Annotated in this window: 21 protein-coding genes; 8 read left to right on the top strand and 13 right to left on the bottom strand. The window is 41.2% G+C overall.

All coding sequences use genetic code 11. From position 1 onward, the window contains the following. Window positions 1-46: 46 nt before the first annotated feature. On the bottom strand, window positions 47-2476 hold the full coding sequence (locus CWC04_RS06340; protein WP_138684916.1) for a zinc-dependent metalloprotease: 2430 nt from the start codon (window positions 2474-2476) through the stop codon (window positions 47-49). Window positions 2477-2631: 155 nt separating this feature from the next. On the opposite strand from CWC04_RS06340, the gene CWC04_RS06345 reads away from it, so the two are divergent. Next, window positions 2632-3600: a class 1 fructose-bisphosphatase gene (locus CWC04_RS06345; protein WP_138684917.1), complete on the top strand. Its 969-nt coding sequence runs from the start codon at window positions 2632-2634 to the stop codon at window positions 3598-3600. 118 nt (window positions 3601-3718) lie between these two features. On the opposite strand, the gene CWC04_RS06350 is transcribed toward CWC04_RS06345, so the two are convergent. Then, a complete protein-coding gene (locus CWC04_RS06350; protein ID WP_004589077.1) occupies window positions 3719-4045 on the bottom strand; it encodes a hypothetical protein in 327 nt (108 codons plus the stop codon). A gap of 43 nt (window positions 4046-4088) precedes the next feature. Between CWC04_RS06350 and CWC04_RS06355 the strand changes: the two genes are divergently transcribed. Beyond that, entirely contained in the window at window positions 4089-4439 is a 351-nt protein-coding gene (locus CWC04_RS06355; RefSeq protein ID WP_029773276.1) for a DUF5522 domain-containing protein, read from the top strand. 29 nt (window positions 4440-4468) lie between these two features. Here the strand turns inward: CWC04_RS06355 and CWC04_RS06360 are convergent, their stop codons facing one another. The 6 genes from CWC04_RS06360 to CWC04_RS06385 all read right to left on the bottom strand — a co-directional run bounded on the left by CWC04_RS06360 (window position 4469) and on the right by CWC04_RS06385 (window position 11179). Further along, the gene (locus CWC04_RS06360; protein ID WP_138684918.1) at window positions 4469-5572 is read right to left on the bottom strand and encodes a capsular polysaccharide export protein, LipB/KpsS family; all 1104 of its coding nucleotides are present in this window, start codon (window positions 5570-5572) and stop codon (window positions 4469-4471) included. Between the two features lie 175 nt (window positions 5573-5747). Further along, the gene (locus CWC04_RS06365; protein WP_126008222.1) at window positions 5748-6167 is read right to left on the bottom strand and encodes a group I truncated hemoglobin; all 420 of its coding nucleotides are present in this window, start codon (window positions 6165-6167) and stop codon (window positions 5748-5750) included. Next, window positions 6167-7000 (bottom strand): DUF3034 family protein, encoded by an 834-nt coding sequence (locus CWC04_RS06370; protein ID WP_138684919.1) that lies wholly within the window; start codon window positions 6998-7000, stop codon window positions 6167-6169. The genes CWC04_RS06365 and CWC04_RS06370 overlap by 1 nt, the downstream gene beginning before the upstream one ends. Then, window positions 6987-9302 (bottom strand): EAL domain-containing protein, encoded by a 2316-nt coding sequence (locus tag CWC04_RS06375; RefSeq protein ID WP_138684920.1) that lies wholly within the window; start codon window positions 9300-9302, stop codon window positions 6987-6989. The genes CWC04_RS06370 and CWC04_RS06375 overlap by 14 nt, the downstream gene beginning before the upstream one ends. Further along, window positions 9295-9954: a methylamine utilization protein gene (locus CWC04_RS06380; protein ID WP_126008228.1), complete on the bottom strand. Its 660-nt coding sequence runs from the start codon at window positions 9952-9954 to the stop codon at window positions 9295-9297. Before CWC04_RS06380 ends, CWC04_RS06375 begins: the two co-directional genes overlap by 8 nt. A gap of 121 nt (window positions 9955-10075) precedes the next feature. Beyond that, entirely contained in the window at window positions 10076-11179 is a 1104-nt protein-coding gene (locus CWC04_RS06385; protein ID WP_138684921.1) for a phosphoribosylaminoimidazolesuccinocarboxamide synthase, read from the bottom strand. A gap of 377 nt (window positions 11180-11556) precedes the next feature. On the opposite strand from CWC04_RS06385, the gene CWC04_RS06390 reads away from it, so the two are divergent. The 4 genes from CWC04_RS06390 to CWC04_RS06405 are packed head-to-tail and all read left to right on the top strand — an operon-like array spanning window position 11557 to window position 15098. Then, on the top strand, window positions 11557-12627 hold the full coding sequence (locus tag CWC04_RS06390; RefSeq protein ID WP_138684922.1) for a CDP-glycerol glycerophosphotransferase family protein: 1071 nt from the start codon (window positions 11557-11559) through the stop codon (window positions 12625-12627). Window positions 12628-12638: 11 nt separating this feature from the next. After that, window positions 12639-13337: an ABC transporter ATP-binding protein gene (locus tag CWC04_RS06395; RefSeq protein WP_138684923.1), complete on the top strand. Its 699-nt coding sequence runs from the start codon at window positions 12639-12641 to the stop codon at window positions 13335-13337. Next, window positions 13334-14584, top strand: a complete 1251-nt coding sequence (locus tag CWC04_RS06400) for an ABC transporter permease (RefSeq protein ID WP_138684924.1) — start codon at window positions 13334-13336, stop codon at window positions 14582-14584. Before CWC04_RS06395 ends, CWC04_RS06400 begins: the two co-directional genes overlap by 4 nt. A 13-nt stretch (window positions 14585-14597) precedes the next feature. After that, window positions 14598-15098, top strand: a complete 501-nt coding sequence (locus CWC04_RS06405; RefSeq protein WP_138684925.1) for a DUF3299 domain-containing protein — start codon at window positions 14598-14600, stop codon at window positions 15096-15098. Between the two features lie 5 nt (window positions 15099-15103). Here CWC04_RS06405 and mutM read toward each other — a convergent pair whose 3' ends face one another. Then, window positions 15104-15913 carry a bifunctional DNA-formamidopyrimidine glycosylase/DNA-(apurinic or apyrimidinic site) lyase gene (gene mutM / locus CWC04_RS06410; RefSeq protein WP_024033345.1) on the bottom strand — a complete coding sequence of 270 codons (810 nt, stop codon included), beginning with the start codon at window positions 15911-15913 and terminating at the stop codon, window positions 15104-15106. After that, complete coding sequence (locus CWC04_RS06415) at window positions 15913-16428, bottom strand: hypothetical protein (RefSeq protein ID WP_126008236.1); 516 nt, start codon at window positions 16426-16428, stop codon at window positions 15913-15915. Before CWC04_RS06415 ends, mutM begins: the two co-directional genes overlap by 1 nt. Before the next feature lie 118 nt (window positions 16429-16546). Here CWC04_RS06415 and CWC04_RS06420 point away from each other — a divergent pair, with 118 nt between their 5' ends. Next, entirely contained in the window at window positions 16547-17473 is a 927-nt protein-coding gene (locus CWC04_RS06420) for a manganese-dependent inorganic pyrophosphatase (protein ID WP_004589063.1), read from the top strand. A gap of 180 nt (window positions 17474-17653) precedes the next feature. Here the strand turns inward: CWC04_RS06420 and rpmG are convergent, their stop codons facing one another. The 3 genes from rpmG to radC all read right to left on the bottom strand — a co-directional run bounded on the left by rpmG (window position 17654) and on the right by radC (window position 19002). Further along, on the bottom strand, window positions 17654-17809 hold the full coding sequence (gene rpmG, locus CWC04_RS06425) for a 50S ribosomal protein L33 (protein WP_004587947.1): 156 nt from the start codon (window positions 17807-17809) through the stop codon (window positions 17654-17656). A gap of 11 nt (window positions 17810-17820) precedes the next feature. Further along, a complete protein-coding gene (rpmB, locus tag CWC04_RS06430; protein ID WP_004587946.1) occupies window positions 17821-18057 on the bottom strand; it encodes a 50S ribosomal protein L28 in 237 nt (78 codons plus the stop codon). A 270-nt stretch (window positions 18058-18327) separates the two neighbouring features. Further along, on the bottom strand, window positions 18328-19002 hold the full coding sequence (gene radC, locus CWC04_RS06435; protein WP_024033348.1) for a RadC family protein: 675 nt from the start codon (window positions 19000-19002) through the stop codon (window positions 18328-18330). Between the two features lie 144 nt (window positions 19003-19146). On the opposite strand from radC, the gene coaBC reads away from it, so the two are divergent. Continuing rightward, window positions 19147-20340, top strand: a complete 1194-nt coding sequence (gene coaBC, locus CWC04_RS06440; protein ID WP_004587944.1) for a bifunctional phosphopantothenoylcysteine decarboxylase/phosphopantothenate--cysteine ligase CoaBC — start codon at window positions 19147-19149, stop codon at window positions 20338-20340. The last annotated feature ends 5 nt before the right edge of the window (window positions 20341-20345 follow it).

Consider the following 20345-nt stretch of genomic DNA (forward strand, 5'->3'; position numbering starts at 1 on the left):
CAACCTGAACTGAGGTTAAGTAGCCACTACACACTAAAACATATAATTAAATTGGTGAGCCCGGTGGCATTGGTAAACCACTGAAGTTTTCAGGCCACTTACCTACTTTTAAAAACTGTTTTATTTGCTCTGCTAAATACTGTTTAAACGCACTTTCTCCTACACTGGTATTACTTAACATTGAGTTTTGATTGTACTCTTTGCTTAATTTTACCAAGTAGAAACGTAACTGCGCCTGCACCTCTGGGCTTACCTTGTCACTAGTGACTAAATCAGCCATATTTTTTGCAGTTAAAAATTGCACCCGCTGGGTGATTTTGCCTTTCATTGTATTAGGTGATGACACATTAAACACCTGGCTGTAAAGCTGCTCTAGCAGCTCATCTAAGCTGTAAAAATTATAATTACGTACTTGTTGTTGAGCTAAACGATTTAAACGCTGTGGGTTTAATAATAACGATAAACTATGCTGCGCAGCTACTTCTGGCAAGGCCATCGCATCAAGTGTTAAACCCGTACGCCCTGTTATGCTTTCACGCGATTTAGACTCGCCATACGCTTTTGGCGGAATAAGCGCTAACACCGACTCAGGCAAAATTAAATTAGCCGGTTTTAATGTTGTTAAAACAGCACTAAGCGCCGCTTGCTGCTGCGCTTTTGCAACCACTTGTGCGCCCTTAGCAGGTGAGTTGTTACGTGTTTCGTATTCGTAGTTAACCCCCGCAATTAGCTTAACTGCAGCCTCTACTTGATAGCGATGAAATAAATAAAGCGGCACGAGTTTTTCTTCTAACTGCGAGAGTGCATCGCCCGTTTTAATGTTGTTAATACCAAATTGCGAAAGCGCTTTTTTACGTACATCAAGCACTCTAAGTAACTCTTGCGTTGGGTTAGTACCGTTATCCCATAAGTGCGCTGTAGGGTGTGCCCCGCCCTTTGCGCGTGCGTCGCTATCAGATATAAACTCAAGGCCCTTCGTTTTGTTCTCTTTTAATATTGCTGCAAGCTCAGCACTTTCATCTTGATGAGTAAAGTCGCTGTAACCATATTTAATAACTTGGGTATCCCATACGCCCATACCGCTTGCATAGCCGCGGGTTACATCAAGCTCGCCTTGCTCGTTAAAGCCAAGTAGTGGGTGCGGGTAATCCATAACTGACGCTCTATCCCCCACCGAGGCTGCAAAGTTATGTGCAATGCCCAGCGTATGGCCAATTTCGTGTGCACTTAACTGGCGAATCCTATCAAGTGCCATTGCCTGTAAATTTTTAGCCACCTCGTTACCTTTTAAATAAGGCGCACCGAGGGCTTCTGCAATTAAAATATCTTGGCGTACACGCAATGAGCCAAGTGTTACATGCCCTTTGAGTATTTCGCCGGTACGAGGGTCTATAACAGAGCTTCCGTAAGACCATCCGCGTGTAGCACGGTGTACCCACTGAATAACGTTATAGCGAATATCCATAGGATCAGCATTGCTCGGCAATACTTTGACTTTAAATGCGTTTTTATAGCCTGCTGCGCTAAAGGCATCATTCCACCACTTACCGCCTTCAAGTAACGCGCTTTTAACCGGCTCAGGAACGCCAGGATCTAGGTAGTAAGTAATGGGCTCTACGGGTTCACTAATCGGTAAACTTGGATCTTTTTTAGCTAAGCGATGACGCGGTATATAGCGCACAAACATAGATTCACCAAGGGGGGCTGCATAGTCTTTGTGCTCAATGCTCCAATACCCTGATTGCGGGTCAAATTTACGTGGCGTGTATTTATCATCAGGTAATTTAATAAGTGAGTGGTGCATATGTACAGTAAGTGCGTATGCATCGGCGCTTACTTGGCGCACAAATTTACCTGGTTTAGTGCCCTTAAACGTTAATACTGCTTCAAGCTCGGTGTTTTTTACAAACGCTTTTGAGCGATTCATATATACAGCGCTGCGTGATTCATCAAGGCTAAAGCTGCCTTGCTTGCGCGTTGCAAGCGTACGGCTTACCCCGTGTACATCGCTTAATAAATAAGGTGTGTAATCAATCAGGAGCGTTTTTTCGCTTTGCGCTACCACTTTAAAGCCCGCTAAAATACTGGATGCAAAGGCCTCTTTGATACTTTGCTGCTCAGCTTTGTTAGTGGTATTAGCGCGATAATATGTATTTAGCGCGCGCAACATTACTTTATCGCCAAAACGCTCAAACTGAACTAAATGCGTGTTACCAAGTTGGCCTCTATCTAAGCCTATATCGTTAGAGCCAACTCCATAGGGTAAGCTTTGCTGAAGCAAAAATTGCTGCTCTAATTTATCTACTTTTAAAAACACTTTGCCGTTTTGAGTATCGTAGTAAAACGAAAAGTACCCAGGAAAGTGATTCATTTGCGCAGTAAATTCATCTATAGGCTTAATTGCTGCGTGCGCTTGGGTTATCATAGAGCACAGCACAGTAAAGAATATGTAACTTATTAGTGGTATTTTTTTCATAATCTTATCTTTGTTATTGGCGTTTTAAGTACGATTAGGTGGCACCATTATTACAGTGCTATTTAAACAATACAGGTATTTAAGACGAAATTCAGCGCACTAAGTTAATCTCTCTCACATTTAGATTAGCTAGTACACGTTATCAGGAAAATAGAATGCGTAGACTCCCACCAGTATTACTAGAAGACGGTTGTCCTAGAGAACTTTTATCGTTAATTAGAACCATTTTAGCAGCATGTAAAGAAATTTCGTTTCGTGTTGGCCAAGGTGCGCTTTCTGGCGTATTAGGCTCAACGCTTGATGAAAACATTCAAGGGGAAACCCAAAAAAAGCTCGATGTATTATCTAATCAGCTTTTAAAAGATATTTTACTGGAGTCTGGGTCAGTTAAAGCCATCGCCTCAGAAGAAGAAGATTACACAGTAGCTGGCAACCAAGACGCTAAATACATTGTGGCGTTTGACCCGCTTGATGGCTCATCAAATACTGACATTAACTCGTTAGTGGGTACTATATTTTCAATTATGGAAGCCCCAGAAGGCTCAGATGCCGCCGATCAAAGTATATTTATGCAGCCAGGCCACAAACAAGTTGCTGCAGGTTACGTGCTTTACGGCCCATCAACTATGCTTGCACTTACGACAGGTAAAGGCACGCGCATGTTTACGCTAGATAAAACCCAAGGTAGCTTTTTACTAACACAAGACTTTGCCACTATCCCTGCTGATACAAACGAATTTGCCATTAATGCGTCAAACCAGCGTCATTGGCAGCCAGTAATGCAAAACTATATTAATGACTTACTCGCTGGCGATACCGGCCCACGTGCTAAAAACTTTAACATGCGCTGGATTGCCGCTATGGTTGGCGATGTGCACCGTGTACTTAGCCGTGGTGGTTTATTTACCTACCCAACCGACACCAAAGATGCAAACAAACCTAATAAACTACGTTTACTGTACGAAGCCAACCCCATGGCTATGCTAGTTGAGCAAGCAGGTGGCATCGCTTCTACGGGTACTGAGCGTATTATGGATATTCAACCCGATGCAATCCACCAGCGTGTGGCGGTAATATTAGGCTCTAAAAACGAAGTAGAAACGTGCTTGGGATATCATAAGTAAATTAATTGTCAGTGGTAAAAAATACTAAGCCGCATTTAATTTAAATACGGCTTTTTTATTTATTCGTTACATATAACCGCAGTAAGTTGGCATCTAAAATAAGAGTCAGCCTAAATATCTAGTCCTTCAATAATGCCAGTAATTGTTCAAGCTTTTGGCTATCAAGCTCTCCCATTTGCTCGCTATTACTGAGCGCAAAAATAACCCCTTCGTGTTCGGCGCAATTTATATCATCTCGCGATTCAACCACATTTGCCCATAACTCTAAATCATCTATCTCTATTTCGTGGTTTACACAACGTGTTAGCACGTCAATCAATACCGGCTTTGTGAGTGTATAACCGGGAGCACTTTCCTCTGCTGGGGTAGAAATAATCACGCTAATAGCATCATCTCTTTGCTCACCAAAGGTAATAAATTCGGCCAATGCTTTTTGTATATTCATAATATTTGTTATTCTTGCTGCTCTACTGCTGATAAGACTTAAAATGACGAGATTAAACTGCTCACAATGCCACACTGCGCTTAGTTGTAATGTAAACGATATAAACGCATGTTGGTGTAACCAATTACCTGCTATTTTACCGCTTGAAGAGTCAGCAACAAGCTGTTTATGCCCGCAATGTACGCTTAATAAAATAAACGCTTATTTAGCCCATATTTATACTCAGCCAATCAAAGCACAAATTGAGTTTGCTAAAAAATTTAGAGGTAATGACAATTTAATTGAAGGGCTAGACTACACCATGCAAAATGGCTACATGGTGTTTAGTAAATGGTTTTTTCTAAAGCGAGGAACATGCTGTAAAAATGGCTGTAAAAATTGTCCTTACAGCTAAATCACAACATGTTGATATACAATACGCGGTTAAATAAGTTCGTTGGGCACACTGTTGCTATATTGTGCAAATTTATCCGCCCCTTTAAAACGTAACTCAATTGCTTTGATATGCTCTTCTTCGGCGTGTTTCCAAACGCCCGGCACACTATACACATGCTTTAAATAGCAAAAAAATTTATCGCGTAGTTGCGGATTAAACTGCCACCCTTGAGCTACATCTGCTACTTGGGCAGCTAAGCCCTCACGAGTATCTGCATGCTTAACTAAGCCTTCTATATTATAACAAGCCTGCCCTACAGTAATTACCCGCTTATTTAGTAACAGTGCTTCTAAACCGACCGTAGAGTTGATAGTGATCACCGCTTCTGCGCATTCAATAAGTTCACAGGTTTTATTGCCGTTTGCAAAAAGTGCAATTGGGTCTTTATCGTATAAATGGGTGTAATGCTTGTGCCACGACGGGTGTTCTTTAAAAACGACCTTTAAACTAGGGTCGTTCAATGCTTTCACTGCGCTAACAACTTCATCGTATAGCATTTCCATTGAGTCAATCCATGGCGAAAAGCTCGCTAATTGCGTATCGTGAGGCACTTGAAAAGGCACAAATATGTAGCGTTCAGGTATATTTTCAGCTGCAAAATCACAGCGTTTTTTATGGTTTTCTCGTGGGACAAGCGCCGGTGCATCAAAGTTTAAGGCATTATTTGCATTAAAATTTAAATAAAAATTAGGATCTCGACTTAGCGACGCATTAAAGTTAATCCCTTGAGGGTCTAAACTGGTGGTACCCGGAAGCAAACCATTTTCATAATAAAATTGCTTAATACCCAGTGCCTTGGCAGCCATAGCAACGGTAGTATTAGGCAGTTTATTACCGTTCCATATCACCATTACATCAGGGTTAACTTCAGTTAATAAAGCTAAATATTTTGCGTAACGCAAACGCTCAAAAAAGCGCAGCCCCACTTTGTAAACCGCCGATACTAAAGCATTGTTCCAAAGGTTATTACGGGCGCGTTTACGTTTTAGTTGTGCATTAATAACATCGTTAAAATCAACTTTAAACGCTTTACTTAAATAGTGTATAGCTGAAAGCTTTGGCGCCCCCATAACATGCAGTTGGCAATCCATACTCAGCTTTTTGATTATTTTTTTATAGTACTTTGCGTGTACATTTTTGCGGGATATAAATAGGTAAGACATACAAGCTGTGCGCGCCAATTATTGTTTATAGGAAATAATACTAAGTGGACACTATTACAAAAGTAAGGTTCACTGCTACGAGAAAATAATTTACAGATGTTACCTAAATACTTATTATTTTACTACGCAGCGGTGCCATCCTAGATAGGATCTCATTTTGTATGCTATGGCTAATATTTTGCTCTTCCATCGCATTTATAAGTAAGTCCACCACATGGTTAAAATCTTTCTCAGTTATGTGCATCCCAGTATGAATATCTACCATAGAGTCACCTTTGTACTTGCATGGGCCATCAACTAGCATACACATATGCATAATAAAGCCTTCTCTAAAGTGGCTTATGTCGCTGTGTTCAAAATAATGCAGTACTTGTTCATCATTACCTATTTGGTAAATAAAACTGTCTACAATACGCGTAAGCCCCGCACGGCCATCAAGCTGTTGATAAAGCGATAAATTTGTTGAGCTTGCACACCCGGCCAAGGCACTTAAACACAACCATAAAATGACAACGTTTTTCATTACCAATACCCTGTTACCGATAAGTACCACCCTGTTTGATCGCTCGCACCTGCAATGCTACCTAAATCTAAGTATGCAGCGGTGACACTCACGTGTTTGTTTGGCATCCAAGCAACAAATAAATCTTTCCAGTCTTGTTCACCCAAATTAAGGTTATTAGACTTTTGCCTATACTCTATACCTACGGCAACACTTCGGCTCAAAAACACAGCGGTGCTGCCTTCAAATAAAATTTTTGCATCATCATTTGCCCCACCATAACCAAGCAAACCAAGTTGATTAGCCTCACTGTAGCGAGTTGTGACGTTCCAAAACCAGTTAAGCCCCCCTACAGCGCCTAAGTGGAGTTTACTAGCTGCGAGGTAGTAATCAGTGCCACTAGTATCTTTTGCACCTACTAGGGACGCAACAGCGCCATCATCAAGGGATTTATGCTGTATACCTACACTCAATTGCGGCCAGTCACTGTAAACTATGTCGCCGTATAAACGAATTTTAGCGCCCGTGATAGATTGCTCTATTTCGGTATCAAGTGCAGGCACGTCAAAACGTTGTTGAGCGTAGCTAAGTTCTACACGATTAAATAGGTTAACTTGTGCTCCACATACATCTAAAGTGTAGTCTGTTACATCTGCACGGCTACAAAAGCCATTCACAGAGAACTCGTCTTCGCTGGCGTAACCTGCAAGTTGTGCCCAAGGCACAATACCGCCGCCCCCGCCGCCTTCTATTTGCGAAACCCCGGGGGTCGCTAATAATTTACCATCGCTTGCGAAACCAGAAAAGCTCGAGCTAAGTAATAACCCAAGTAATAAACACTTAACTTTTTTCATAATATTCCTTTAGCCACTGTTCTAATAATTCTGCTTTTAAAGGCCTACTTAGGTAGTAACCCTGAGCATGGTCACAATGCATAAGTTTAAGTAAGTCTAACGAATCTCTGTTTTCAACGCCCTCTGCAACAACGCTAAAGCCTAGTTGATGCCCTAAGGTAATAGACGACTGCACTATGTATTGATCCTTGCGCGACTCATCTAACTTTAAAATAAAGCACTTATCTAACTTTAGCTCATCAATAGGCAGCATTTTTAATCTCCCCAGTGATGTTTGCCCTACGCCATAATCATCCAATGAAATTTTTACACCGATGGCTTTTAAGTTTTGTAATGCTTTTATGCCTTTTTCTTCATTTTCAATCATGTCGCGCTCAGTTAATTCAACAGTAATGAGGGTTGGATCAACATTGTATTTTTTTAGAGTACGCACTAACGCTGAATGAAAACTCGGTGAGGCAATATCTTGTGCTGATACATTAATTGCTGCCTGCATTTCAATCCCTTTAGCCTGCCAATCAGCCACCTGAGAAACCACAGTGTTAACAACCCATGATGTAAGCTCAACAATAAGCCCCGATTGCTCGGCTAAATCAATAAACAGTTCTGGGTTTACCCAGCTGCCATCTTTACGTTGCCAGCGGATCAGTGATTCGACTTTATTTATTTTTTGTGTGTGTAAATGCAGTTTAGGCTGATAGGTCATAAATAATTGCCCATCATCATCGCTAATGGCTTGTTTAAGCTCATCTAACATTTTAAGACGATCTAAATGCGCTTCGTCTTCACCATTTTGGTAATAATGAATACTGTCTTGGCTATCTGTTGCATTGTCTACGGCAATAAGTACGCGTCGCATTAAATCATCGCTGGCAAGGCCTTGCATAGGATACTCGACAACCCCAGCGCTAAATCGTAAGTTAATTTTTAACGTTTTAATGGTATAACACGCTAATAGCTGTGCCATTAAACCAACTATACCGCTTTTTTTCTCTCTGGCAGCGGCACTTGGAAACACAGTTAAAAACTCATCGCCACCAATACGCGCATGAAAGCCGCCAAGTTCGTCCGAAAAGCCACTAATTCGATTGGCAACCGCTTTTAAACATTCATCGCCTACGCGTGGGCCTAGCTTATCGTTTATATGCCGTAAACCTTTTATATCAATAGCAACCAGGGTGTATTGTGTAGAGGGAGTCAGCTCATCATCGAGCACTTCAAGCATAGCCGAGCGGTTATAAAAGCCTGTAAGCGAATCATGGCGTGCCTGAAAACTAATTTTTTGTTCACGCTCGTTAATATCGTTACCCATGTTATCAAAGGCGTTAGCAAGGGTTGCTATTTCGGTACTTTGTTTAGATGCATTAAATTCAAATGCGTAATTACCTTGTGCAAATTGCCTGGCAATAACTGCAAGCTGAGAGAGTGGAGTTGTTAAGTTATTTGCCAGTAAACTACTGGTAATAACCCCCACCAGCATCGTTAAAATGGCCATAATAATTAGCGTAAACAATAGGTTTTCAAAATCGTTATAGCTTTGCGTTAAATCAGCACTGAGCAAAATTGTTACCGCATCCCCTTGTAGGGAGGGCAACATAATATCTTGGTTTTTATATACAAGATAATCACCAAACAAACGCGTTGTAGTGGTGGTGTTAAAGTAGTTTTTAGGTGAAAAAACCTCTGGCCGATTAAGCAACGAGCTTCTTACGAGGTTGTCCTGCTCAGCAATAAAGCTGACATCCATTCCGGTTAGATTTTTAAGCTCTAGGGCGACTTCGTCATCAATTTTAAAACCCACTAAGCTGTATGCAACGGTTCTAGGCGCCCTTACAGGTAGTAAAATAACTTGATATAGCTGATTATTAAGAACAACAAAGCTCGATTGCTCTGGCGAAGTTAATAACTCATCCAGTAACGGCTTTAAATTTTGAGGGTACAAATCTGCATTAGTATTGGCTGAAATTAATTTACCTGATAAATCAATCAGTAGCATAAGCTCTGCATCAATACGCTGGCTGTGATTAAACAACACACTACTTATGGTGCCTGCATCGCGAGTGGCAACCGCTTGCTTAAAGCCAAAGTCGGCAGTGAGTACTTTAGCAGCAGTAAGCAGTAGGCTTTCTTTTGCGCTCAGATATTGCTTATATACATTTTGCGCTACGCTAATATCTTGATTTACTTTTTCTTCTTGAAATTTACTTGTAGACCACCAAAAGCTAACAATGCTCACCATAGTGGTCAGTAACACTAAGCCTACACATAAAACAATAATGCGGTTTTTTAAACTGTTAGTCATTACCGCCCTTAAACTTACTACCAAAAGTATTTCGCGGTGCTGGGGTGGAGGTATTAACCTTAATTAGTAACTCATTGTTATTGTTTATTGTTATCATTTTTTTATTTTCCAACGGTGCAGTTTGTAGCGCATGCCACACACTCAGCGTAGTCGGTAACGGCGTTATGTCTAAGGATAACTTACCCGTATTATTCGTTTTATAAACGTGTTCACTATTGGCTACATAAATATAGCCAACCATAGAGTCATGAATATTACAGCCTAGTACAACAACACCTTGTTGATCAAAAATTACAGGCTCTTTAGGTTGGCCTGAATAGAGTTTTAGCTGAAAGGGCTTAGCCTGAGAAAAAGAGTAAACATGATGGCGAATATTATCGCTGTTAGGAAAGTTAACCTGCTGGCCTTTTTGCACCACCAGTAAATCAGGTAAAAACGCTTTATGTACTTGGTCCATTACCGCAACGGGTAACATAGTGCGCTCTGACTTTGCCGCCTTATAAAGCTCAACGACTGCGTCTTTTAGTGGCTGACCATGCTGGTCTTGAATTACTAAATCAATATTTGCACCCAGTACGCCTTGGCTAAAAAATAAAGTAGCGGCGAGTAAATAACCTCTTTTATTAAAAACTTGCTGCACTTGCCTAAACATATCAATACCTAAAAGTTAATCTTAGGTTAAGTTAATTAGAGACCAGCACTAATTGCAAGGAATATAGCCCAGTAACTAAAAATAAAGACTGGGCTTTGTTTATTTTAATACTTTAGTTGTACTATTTTACAATAAGACCGTAATCAGTATCTAAAATATTAATTACTTCTTGGCGAGGATCTTCTGGAATTACAATCTCTTTACCAATGATTTTACTGGCAATGCCTACATAAGTGTTAGACACCTCAAGCATGACCGATTCTGGTAAAATAAAGTCTTTAGCAAGCTGCTCACGCTCATCCATGCGGTCTTTATTTAACAGCACGTCACTTTCTGGCACAGTAGAAATTAATAACTGGCGGAACCCTTCTTTAGAGTTTTCGATTATTTTACCATCGCGGTAAGCCGCGCCATCCCATATGCGCGAAGAATCTGGGGTGCCTACTTCATCAATATAAATAAGCTGTTGGTTTCCGTCTAAATCCTCTACATAACCAAACTCAAATTTTGTATCTACAAATATTTGATCAAGCTTTGCCAGCTCTTCACTAATTAGCTTAAAGCCCTCAACCAATAGCTTTTCGTATTTAGTCACATCCTTTGCCGATTTAAAATTAAATACGTCTAAATTATCAGTGATATTAGCGCGCGTAATATTCACATCATCAACAGGTGGAATATCAACCACGCCTTCGATAATACCTTTTGTAGAAGGGGTTATTAGTACGTTTTCAAGCTTTTGGTTTGCTCTTAAGCCCTCAGGTAAGTCTATGCCACAAAAGTTGCGAACCCCTTTACTGTAATCACGCCACATGCTGCCGGTTATATATTGGCGCGCAATTGCTTCTACTTTTACGGTGCTTGCTTTGCGCACAATCCATACATAAGGATGAGGAATATCAACAATGTGGTTACCCGCAAGGCCAGCTTTATCAAATAACTTAAACCAATGAGATGCAACAGAGTTAAGCGCAATACCTTTTCCCGGCACGCCGTTTAAGCCATTTTCGCCTTGCCAAATACAATCAAAAGCAGAAATACGGTCTGAAATAACCATAATTGCCAGCTCAGTTCCTTGCGGAACTTTATAGTTTTTTTCTTTAATGAGGCGTGCGCTGTCTTCATCTGTTAGCCAATAAACCGAACGAACTTTACCGCTGTGTACGGCACCTTTAGTGCGAATGGGTAAGTCATCGTTTACGTCTAAAACTTTATAGCTAGTCATGCTATCTCCGGGGTTAGGGATGCTCATAGAGCAAAGTATGGTATGGGGTTATAAGCGCTATATAATAAATCAGCCTACCCTAAAGCTCAATCAGCACTGAAAACTAAATAACCTGAACTCTGGTTAAGAGACTTACTAGGGCGTGTTGTAATATGCTGAAATTTAAATTTATTTTCTCTAGCCAGAGATTTTCAATGAAAGTAAGGCGAATTTACGCGTCAATAGCTGGCCTATTGCAAGTAAACTCAACGCAGTTAGCGCTGAAAATAGCTGCTAGAGATAGGTTTATTACCCAGAGCTCAGGTTAAATAACCACGCAATATTTATATGCCTGTAATAATGCGGTAAACTTAGCGTGCTAACTAGAGGAGTAACGCTTGGACTACCTAACTGCGACCGCAAATAAAAAATACCTAATGTATATTTCGCAAAATTATTCATACGCTATTTTAAGGCCGCTTCAGGCGCAAATTTTAGCCCATGGTGGAGAAGTTCGGTGGTTTTTAGCAGGTAATGAAGTAAACCCCGACTTTTTAGATGATGATGAGCAGCGCTTGCATACAATATCTGATGTGAGAAGCTGGCACCCTGATATAACTTATATTCCAGGCAATATTGTTCCAAGTTTTATTCCTGGTAAAAAAGTTGCTGTTTTTCATGGTTTTAATTCTGAGAAGCGCAGCTCAGAGGGCAATCATGGCCACTTTGCAATACGAGGCTGCTACGACCTGTATTGTACGCAGGGCCCCAATACTACCACCCGATTTAAAGAGTTGGCGCAACAACATGGTTTTTTTAAAGTAGTAGAAACCGGCTGGCCAACGCTCGACCCCCTATTTACCGATACACAAGCTAACCCATACGAAAGCGACGACCCACGTCCAACACTGCTTATTTGCTCTACTTTTTCAAAAAAATTATCACTTGCTCCCAAATTATATAAGCAAATAAAGCATTTTAGCCTACAAGGGAAGTGGCGTATTTTAATGCAGTTTCATCCTAAAATGCCCCAAGAATGGGTTGAGAAATATAAAGCATTAAATAATGAAAACTTAACCTTTATAGAAACCGACAACGTACTCCCTTTGCTTAAAGCTGCAGATGTAATGCTGTGTGATACATCCTCGGTATTATTGATGTTTTTATTACTTAGAAAGCCAGTTGTTACGTTTTGCAATCAAAAACCACTCCCTCACTTACTTGATGTAACTGAAGCCGATAAAGTAGAAGCAGCAATAGAACATGCGTTAACTAAACCTAATAAATTAATGCAAAGTATTGAAGACTATTGCCTAGAGCTCCACCCATATACTGATGGTAAATCTAGCCAACGCGTGCTTAATGCTGCAAATGAATTTTTGCACAAAAAAGAAAAGCTAAAACCTAAACCGCTTAACCTATTTAGAAATCTTAAAATGCGTAAAGAATTCAACTTTTGGGGTTGGTAACACCACACTGTATGATTGAGCTTGATAATGTAACCTTTAAATGGCATAAAAATGATGCCAAGCCTACGCTAAATATCCCAGCCCTTAGGATTGATAAAGGCGAGCATATTTTTTTACATGGTCCCAGCGGCGTCGGTAAATCAACCCTGCTTGCGCTATTGGCAGGTATAAACACACCAAGTAGTGGCAACATACGTATTTTAAATCGCGATTTAAATACACTTAGCAATACGCAAAGAGACGTATTTAGAGCGGAGAATATTGGCTATATTTTTCAAAACTTTAATTTATTACCGTATTTAACACCCATTGAGAATGTCACGCTTGGCTGTGAATTTTCAAAAAGCAGAAAACAAAAAGCCTTACAGCAAACAACAGAGCCCAAGCCAAGCTTACAAAAAGAAGCGATACGCTTATTAACAGCATTAGGCTTAAGTGAGTCTTATCATAGTAAAGATGTTGCCTCGCTCAGTATTGGTCAGCAACAGCGGGTTGCCGCCGCTCGCGCATTTATTGGCAGCCCAGAGCTTATAATTGCTGATGAGCCTACCTCGGCACTCGATACCGCAAATAGAGAAAGCTTTATAAAGCTGTTATTCGAACAGGCTAAGCGCGCCAACAGTACGTTAGTTTTTGTAAGCCATGACGAAACATTAAAACCGCTATTTAATCGTGAAATTAGCCTAGTTAGCTTACAGGAGCAGCTATGATCCTGACTAAGTTAGCTTATAAAAGTTTGCTAAATCGCCGAGCAAGTGTACTGCTCACATTGTTTACCATTGCTATTAGCGTGATGCTTTTACTAAGTATTGAGCGAATTCGCGTGGATGCAAAAACCAGCTTTAGTAATACCATATCTGGGACAGACCTAATTGTAGGCGCCCGCACCGGCGATATTCAATTACTGCTTTCCTCTGTATTTAGAATAGGTTACGCAAATAATGGGGTAAGCTGGCAAAGTTATCAGTACATCGCAGCTCAACGTGGTGTTAAATGGAGCATTCCTATTAGTTTAGGCGACAGCCACAAAGGCCAAACTGTACTAGGTACAAGCCGTGATTACTTTACCCACTATCGCTTTGGTAAAAAACAAACGTTAAGTTTTCAACAAGGCCACGCGTTTGAGCATTTAAACCAGGTGGTACTTGGCAGCGATGTAGCGAGCCGTTTAGGGTATACACTAGGTGATAACATAGTGATCTCACACGGCATGGGTAATACGAGCTTTCACCATCATAAAGACAACCCGTTTACTGTTATCGGTATTTTAAACGCCACTGGCACGCCAGTAGATAAAACCTTACACATACCTCTAGCAGCTATTGATTTAATACATGGTGGTTCACACTCTGCAAATGATGAGCACGATGAGCACGATGAGCATAACAACCTAATCGGTGAGCCAAGTCAAATTACTGCGTTTTTAATGGGCTTCGACTCGCCTTTATACACATTGCAAATTAGGCGTAATATCAACCAATACAAAAAAGAGCCACTTCTGGCCATTATGCCCACAGTGACCTTAAAAGAGCTGTGGCAAATGCTCGCCATTGTCGAAAAAGTACTCTTACTGTTTTCAGGCGTTGTTATATTAGTCAGTTTATTGGGTATGTTGACCACGCTACTGGCCAATTTAAATCAACGCCGAAGAGAACTTGCTATATTGCGCTCAGTCGGCGCACGGCCATGGCAGCTATTTACACTAATAAGCATGGAGTCGTTATTTACAACATTATTAGGCTGCTTTGTTGGCTGTGGTTTGTATTATGGCGTTATGCTTATCAGTAGCAGCTATTTGCAAAGCCATGCAGGCATAAGCGTTAATATTGCCATGCTCTCTTACTATGAACTCACTTTAATAGGCGTTATTATGGCCGCTGGGTTTATAATTGGCTTAATACCAGCCACCCGCGCTTACTTTTATTCGCTTAGCGATGGTATGAGTATAAAAACTTAACTTTAGGAATTTCATGATACTTTTTAAATCCGCGCTTTATTACTGCACGCTAGTAAGCTGCCTACTTATTAGCTTTGTCAGTAGTGCAAACCCGCCGAAAGAAATTTTTTGGGAAGACTTAATCCCGCAAGGGCATGTACAAATAGATACCCAAGCACAGGCTAACCACGAAGGCAGTGAACAAAACTGGGTGCAACCAGAGCTAGATGCTCCTGTGGTTGAAGCATTAAATGGCCAATCAGTGAGCTTACCGGGGTTTGTTGTCCCACTTGAAGGCGACAGTGAAGTCATTACTGAGTTTTTGCTTGTGCCATACTTTGGCGCGTGTATTCACGTACCGCCCCCGCCGCCAAATCAAATCGTTCATGTAACAGTAAAAGGCGGCGTCCCCATAGAGAGCCTGTATGATGCGATTGTTGTTACCGGCGTTATCAGTACCGAAACCTGGTCTGGTGAAATAGCCAAAGTGGGCTATAAAATGAAAGCCGTCGGTGTGGCACCGTTTGAGCTATAACACGGCTATTTTTGGCAGTGCTTACAAAACACCGTACTGCGCTGCCCTAGTCTAATTTCTTCAAGTGGCGTTTTACACGTTACGCACGCCTCTCCTTTTCGCCCGTACACTAACAACTGCTGTGCAAAATAACCTGGTTTGCCATCACTTTGGGCAAAGTCTTTAAGGGTTGTACCGCCTTGTGTTATTGCCGCTGCTAGAGTGTCTTTAATAATAGGGATCAGGGTTTGATATCGCTTTAGCGATACTTTTCCTGCTTCGCGTTTTGGGTGTATTCCTGCCTTAAATAACGACTCATTGGCATAAATATTACCTACACCCACTACCACCGCGTTATCCATGATAAATTGCTTCACGGGGACTTTTTTATTTCGCGACTGCTCGTATACACGCTTTGCAAAAAAATCATCCGTAAGCGGCTCAGGGCCAAGTTTTGAAAGTAACTTATGAACATCCCCCGGTGCTTGCCATAAACAGCAACCAAAGCGGCGAGGGTCGTTTAATCGCAGCGCCTTGTCATTACTAAGAACAAACTCAACATGATCATGCTTTTTAAGCGGCTCGCGTTTATCCACAACGCGCAAATTACCCGACATTCCCAAATGTAAAATAGCACTCCCTAATTCGCAGTGCAGCAATAAATACTTTGCACGGCGCTCAATTCGCTCTACCTTCAACCCTTCTAACTGATAAACATCATCAGGCACAGGCCATCGCATGCTGGCATTATAAATATTTACCTTCGTCACTACCTGGTTTTCTACATGCGGGGTGATCCCCAGTCTACTTACTTCTACCTCTGGTAATTCAGGCATTAATGCAACTCACTTTTTGAAAAATCAACACTTGGAAATAACTGCTTTGCAGTCGCTAAATCAAGCCCCATCACGCGCTGGCTATTTTTTTCCAACAAATAATACTTACCATTACCTTTGTACAGTAAATAAACCCAAGGTAAGCGCTCACCAGCCAACTCAAAGGTGGCCACGTACAATGGTGAATTGGGATTAAATACAACAGACTCATTTACCTGCATCAACGCAGCCGTTTGCCAATGGTTAATTAGCTCAGCTAATTGCTGCTGTGATGCATCCCACCTCACGGGCGTATTTTCTTGTAATGCGGTTGTACGCCAACTTGTACCAATACGTTCAATTTTCTGATCAACAAAGCTCAGTGTTAACACAAAACTTTGTAATGGCAGTATCGGTTGTAATGTAGGCTCGTCTTCACCCCCTAAAAACTGTTTATGCCAGCCATTTAAAAAGAAGATCATAATCAACATCGAAAAAATAATAACGTTGTTCCAACCTTTGCGGCCCAGTCGCATATTTATACACCCAGTAAATTCAAGATTTTAAAGTGTAACTAAAACTTAATTGCACTGTCTATATGTTAAAGGCCACAGACTTTGGTAGAATATCGGCAAATTTAAAGGAGTTCCGTCAATGTCTATGTATGTAGTGGGCCATAAAATCCCAGATTCAGATTCAATTTGTGGTGCAATTGCACTTGCTTATTTAAAAAACCAAATCGATGAGCCAGCAATTCCAACACGCCTTGGTGAAGTGTCACCAGAAACTCAATTTATCCTAGATAAATTTGGCTTCGAAGCACCTGAGCTTAAATTAAGCTACGCTGGCGAAGATGTATATATTGTTGACCACACAGAAAAAACACAAGCACCAGATGATATCGACCAAGCACGTGTTGTTGGCGTAGTCGATCACCATAAACTAGGCGATTTAACGTCATCTACACCGCTTGAGTGTTGGATCCGTCCGGTAGGCTGTTCAAACACCATTATTAAAATGATGTATGACTTCTACAACGTAGAAATCCCTAAAGATATTGCTGGCATCATGCTATGTGCAATTTTAAGCGATACCGTTATTTTTAAATCGCCGACCTGTACAACGGCTGATATTAAATGTGTAGAAGCACTAGCAGAAATTGCCGGCATCGAAGACTTTAAAGAACTAGGCATGGACATGTTCCGTGTTAAGTCAGCTGTTGAAGACACCCCTGTACGTGACTTAGTAATGCGTGACTTTAAAGACTTCAACATGAACGGTCACCTAGTGGGCATTGGCCAGCTAGAGGTTATTGACCTTGCAGTGTTTGACGAAATTAAAGCAGACTTAGAAGCCGATATTGCTAAGCTAAAAATTGAAGGCAACCGCCACTCAGTATTTTTGCTGCTTACCGACATCATGAAAGAAGGCTCACAAATGCTGATCGCTTCAGATGATGCAAACCTTGTAGAGCAGGCTTACGGCGAAAAGCCGAGCGAAGATAAAGTATGGCTAGATGGCGTATTAAGCCGTAAAAAGCAAGTAGTGCCACCACTACAAGACGTGTTTGCCAAGCTGTAAGCTGTAAGCTGTAAGCTGTAAAAATAATGACCTTGTGGGTTTTACCTGCAAGGTTTTTTTATGCCTAAATTATATCTGTTGATTTAATAAAATATTTTAGGGGCTGTTTAATATTGATAAGTGCTAAAAACAAAAAACCCAGCATAAGCTGGGTTTTTACAATTCTGAAAGAAAACTAAATTACTTGATTTTAGCTTCTTTGAAAATCACATGTTTACGAGCCTTAGGATCGAACTTTTTGATTTCCATCTTTTCAGGCATGTTACGCTTGTTTTTGTCGGTAGTGTAGAAAAAACCAGTACCAGCAGTTGAAACTAAACGGATTTTATCGCGCATGATTCAGTTCCTTAAACTTTTTCGCCGCGAGCACGGATATCTGTAAGTACCGCGTCGATGCCTTTTTTATCGATAATACGCATACCTTTAGTAGTAGTGCGTAGTGTTACAAAACGTTTTTCACTTTCAACCCAAAAACGGTGTGTTTGTAGGTTAGGTAGGAAACGACGTCTAGTCGCGTTTCTCGCGTGTGAACGGTGATTACCAACCGTTGGACGCTTACCTGTAACTTGACATACTTTAGACATGTCTATATATCTCCAATAACTTCGCTCGAGCTTAATTTAACCTAAGGCCATGTATTTGTGCCCTAGATAAATCGAAGGGCGCTCTTTATACAGCTTTTACAGGCAAAGATCAAATACTGATCTATCCAACCAGCTCATATGTAAATTTGATAGCGGCTAATTATAAAGATCGAATGCCCTTAGGGAAAGTAAAAACTGCATTTAAATTAAACTAATTTGCTAAAACCGTCCAAACCGCTCATTTTTAACACACTTATTCATCAAGCAACCTTAAATCAAGCCTCGCTGTGCAAAAGAAACACACGTTTCTCCTCCTACAATGATGTGATCAAGCACATTTATGTCTACTAATTGCAGTGCTTGTTGTAATTTATTAGTGATAAGTTTGTCTGCTTGGCTTGGTTCGGCAATCCCGCTTGGGTGATTGTGTGCCAAAATAATGGCCGCAGCATTATTTTTTAAGGCCGCTTTTAGAACTTCTCTGGGGTAAACGCTGGCTGAGTTTATCGTGCCATAAAACAAAATTTCGTCTTTTACTAAACGGTTTTGGCTATCGAGATAAAGCACCATAAACACTTCTTGCTGTAGCCCGCGCATTTGCAGCGTTAAATATTCATACACCGCATTTGGCGAATTAAACACCGCATCGCGCTGGCAACGCTCCTGCATGTAACGCTGGCTCAGCTCAAGCACCGCTTGCAATTGCACATATTTTGCCATCCCTAACCCTTTTTGTGCGCAAAACTCATCTTGGCTGGCGTTAAATAAATTATGCAATGTTTTGTTTTCGTTAAGCAGGTGCTGTGCAAGCTCAATCACATTCATACCGGGTAAGCCCGTACGCAAAAATATCGCTAATAACTCAGCATCGGTCAATGCTTTAGGGCCTTTTGCAATGAGTTTTTCGCGTGGGCGAAGTGAGTTAGGTAACGATGTTAATTGCATTATTCATCCTTGATGATTAAAAAACAGTCTTATAACTGTAATGCAATTTTTAAAATTAGCCTGATTATTTAATCCTAAAAACTTAGCTCAAAGCACAAAGATTTGTTATTTTAGCCTGCATATACATTCAAGCAAAAAACACTCATGACTAACTTAACAAACAAAAAAATCGTACTTGGCATCACCGGCGGCATCGCGGCCTATAAATGTGCCGAGCTCGTTAGGCGCTTAAAAGAGGCTGGTTGCGAAGTAAAAGTAGTTATGAGCGAGTCAGCTAAGCATTTTATAACCCCATTAACCATGCAAGCGGTGAGTGGTGAAATGGTGTCTGATTCATTACTTGACCCCTCAGCAGAGGCCGCAATGGGCCATATAGAATTTGCCAAATGGGCTGATTTAATTTTAGTCGCGCCCGCAACAAGTAATACCATTGCCAAAATGGCCGCAGGCATAGCCGATGATTTACTCACCACGCTATTACTGGCAACACCAGCAAAAGTAGCAATAGCCCCAGCAATGAACCAGCAAATGTATGCACACCCTGCAACACAAGCAAATTTAGCCACTTTAAAAGCACGTGATGTACTTATTTGGGGCCCTGGCAAAGGTGAGCAAGCCTGTGGCGATGTAGGAGCTGGGCGTATGCTAGAGCCGCATGAGCTTGTGGCTTTGTGCACTGCCACAGAGCAGCCGCAATTATTAGCAGGTAAAACCATTACAATTACGGCAGGGCCAACCCGCGAACCGCTTGACCCTGTACGTTTTATCTCTAATCACAGCTCTGGAAAAATGGGCTTTGCCCTGGCTGAGGCCGCTTTAAAGCTTGGTGCTCATGTCAATTTAATTTCAGGGCCTGTCACTATCAAAGCCCCTGTTGGCGTTAATTTAATAAACATTGAAAGCGCTGAGCAGCTATTAAATGAGTCATTAACCTATGCCCCACTCTCTGATGCTTTTATTGGCTGTGCAGCCGTAGCCGATTATAGAGCGGCGAATGTAGCGACTCAAAAAATGAAAAAACAAGGCGATGAGCTTACCCTCACCCTTGTTAAAAACCCCGATGTTATAGCCGCCGTGGCAAACTTAACGCAAAACCGCCCTTACACTGTGGGTTTTGCTGCTGAAACGCAAAATGTGGAGAGCTATGCAAAGGGTAAACTTAAAAATAAAAATCTCGATATGATCTGCGCTAACGATGTATCGCAAAGTGGTTTAGGGTTTAATTCCGATCACAATGCTTTAACACTTTACTGGCAAAATGAGCAGTTAGCACTTGCGGTAAATAGTAAAACACGCATTGCTCTTGAGGTAATTAAACAACTTGCCAAGCAACTATAAAGTGC

The organism is Pseudoalteromonas sp. S2893 (assembly GCF_005887105.1).
Lineage (GTDB): Bacteria > Pseudomonadota > Gammaproteobacteria > Enterobacterales > Alteromonadaceae > Pseudoalteromonas > Pseudoalteromonas atlantica.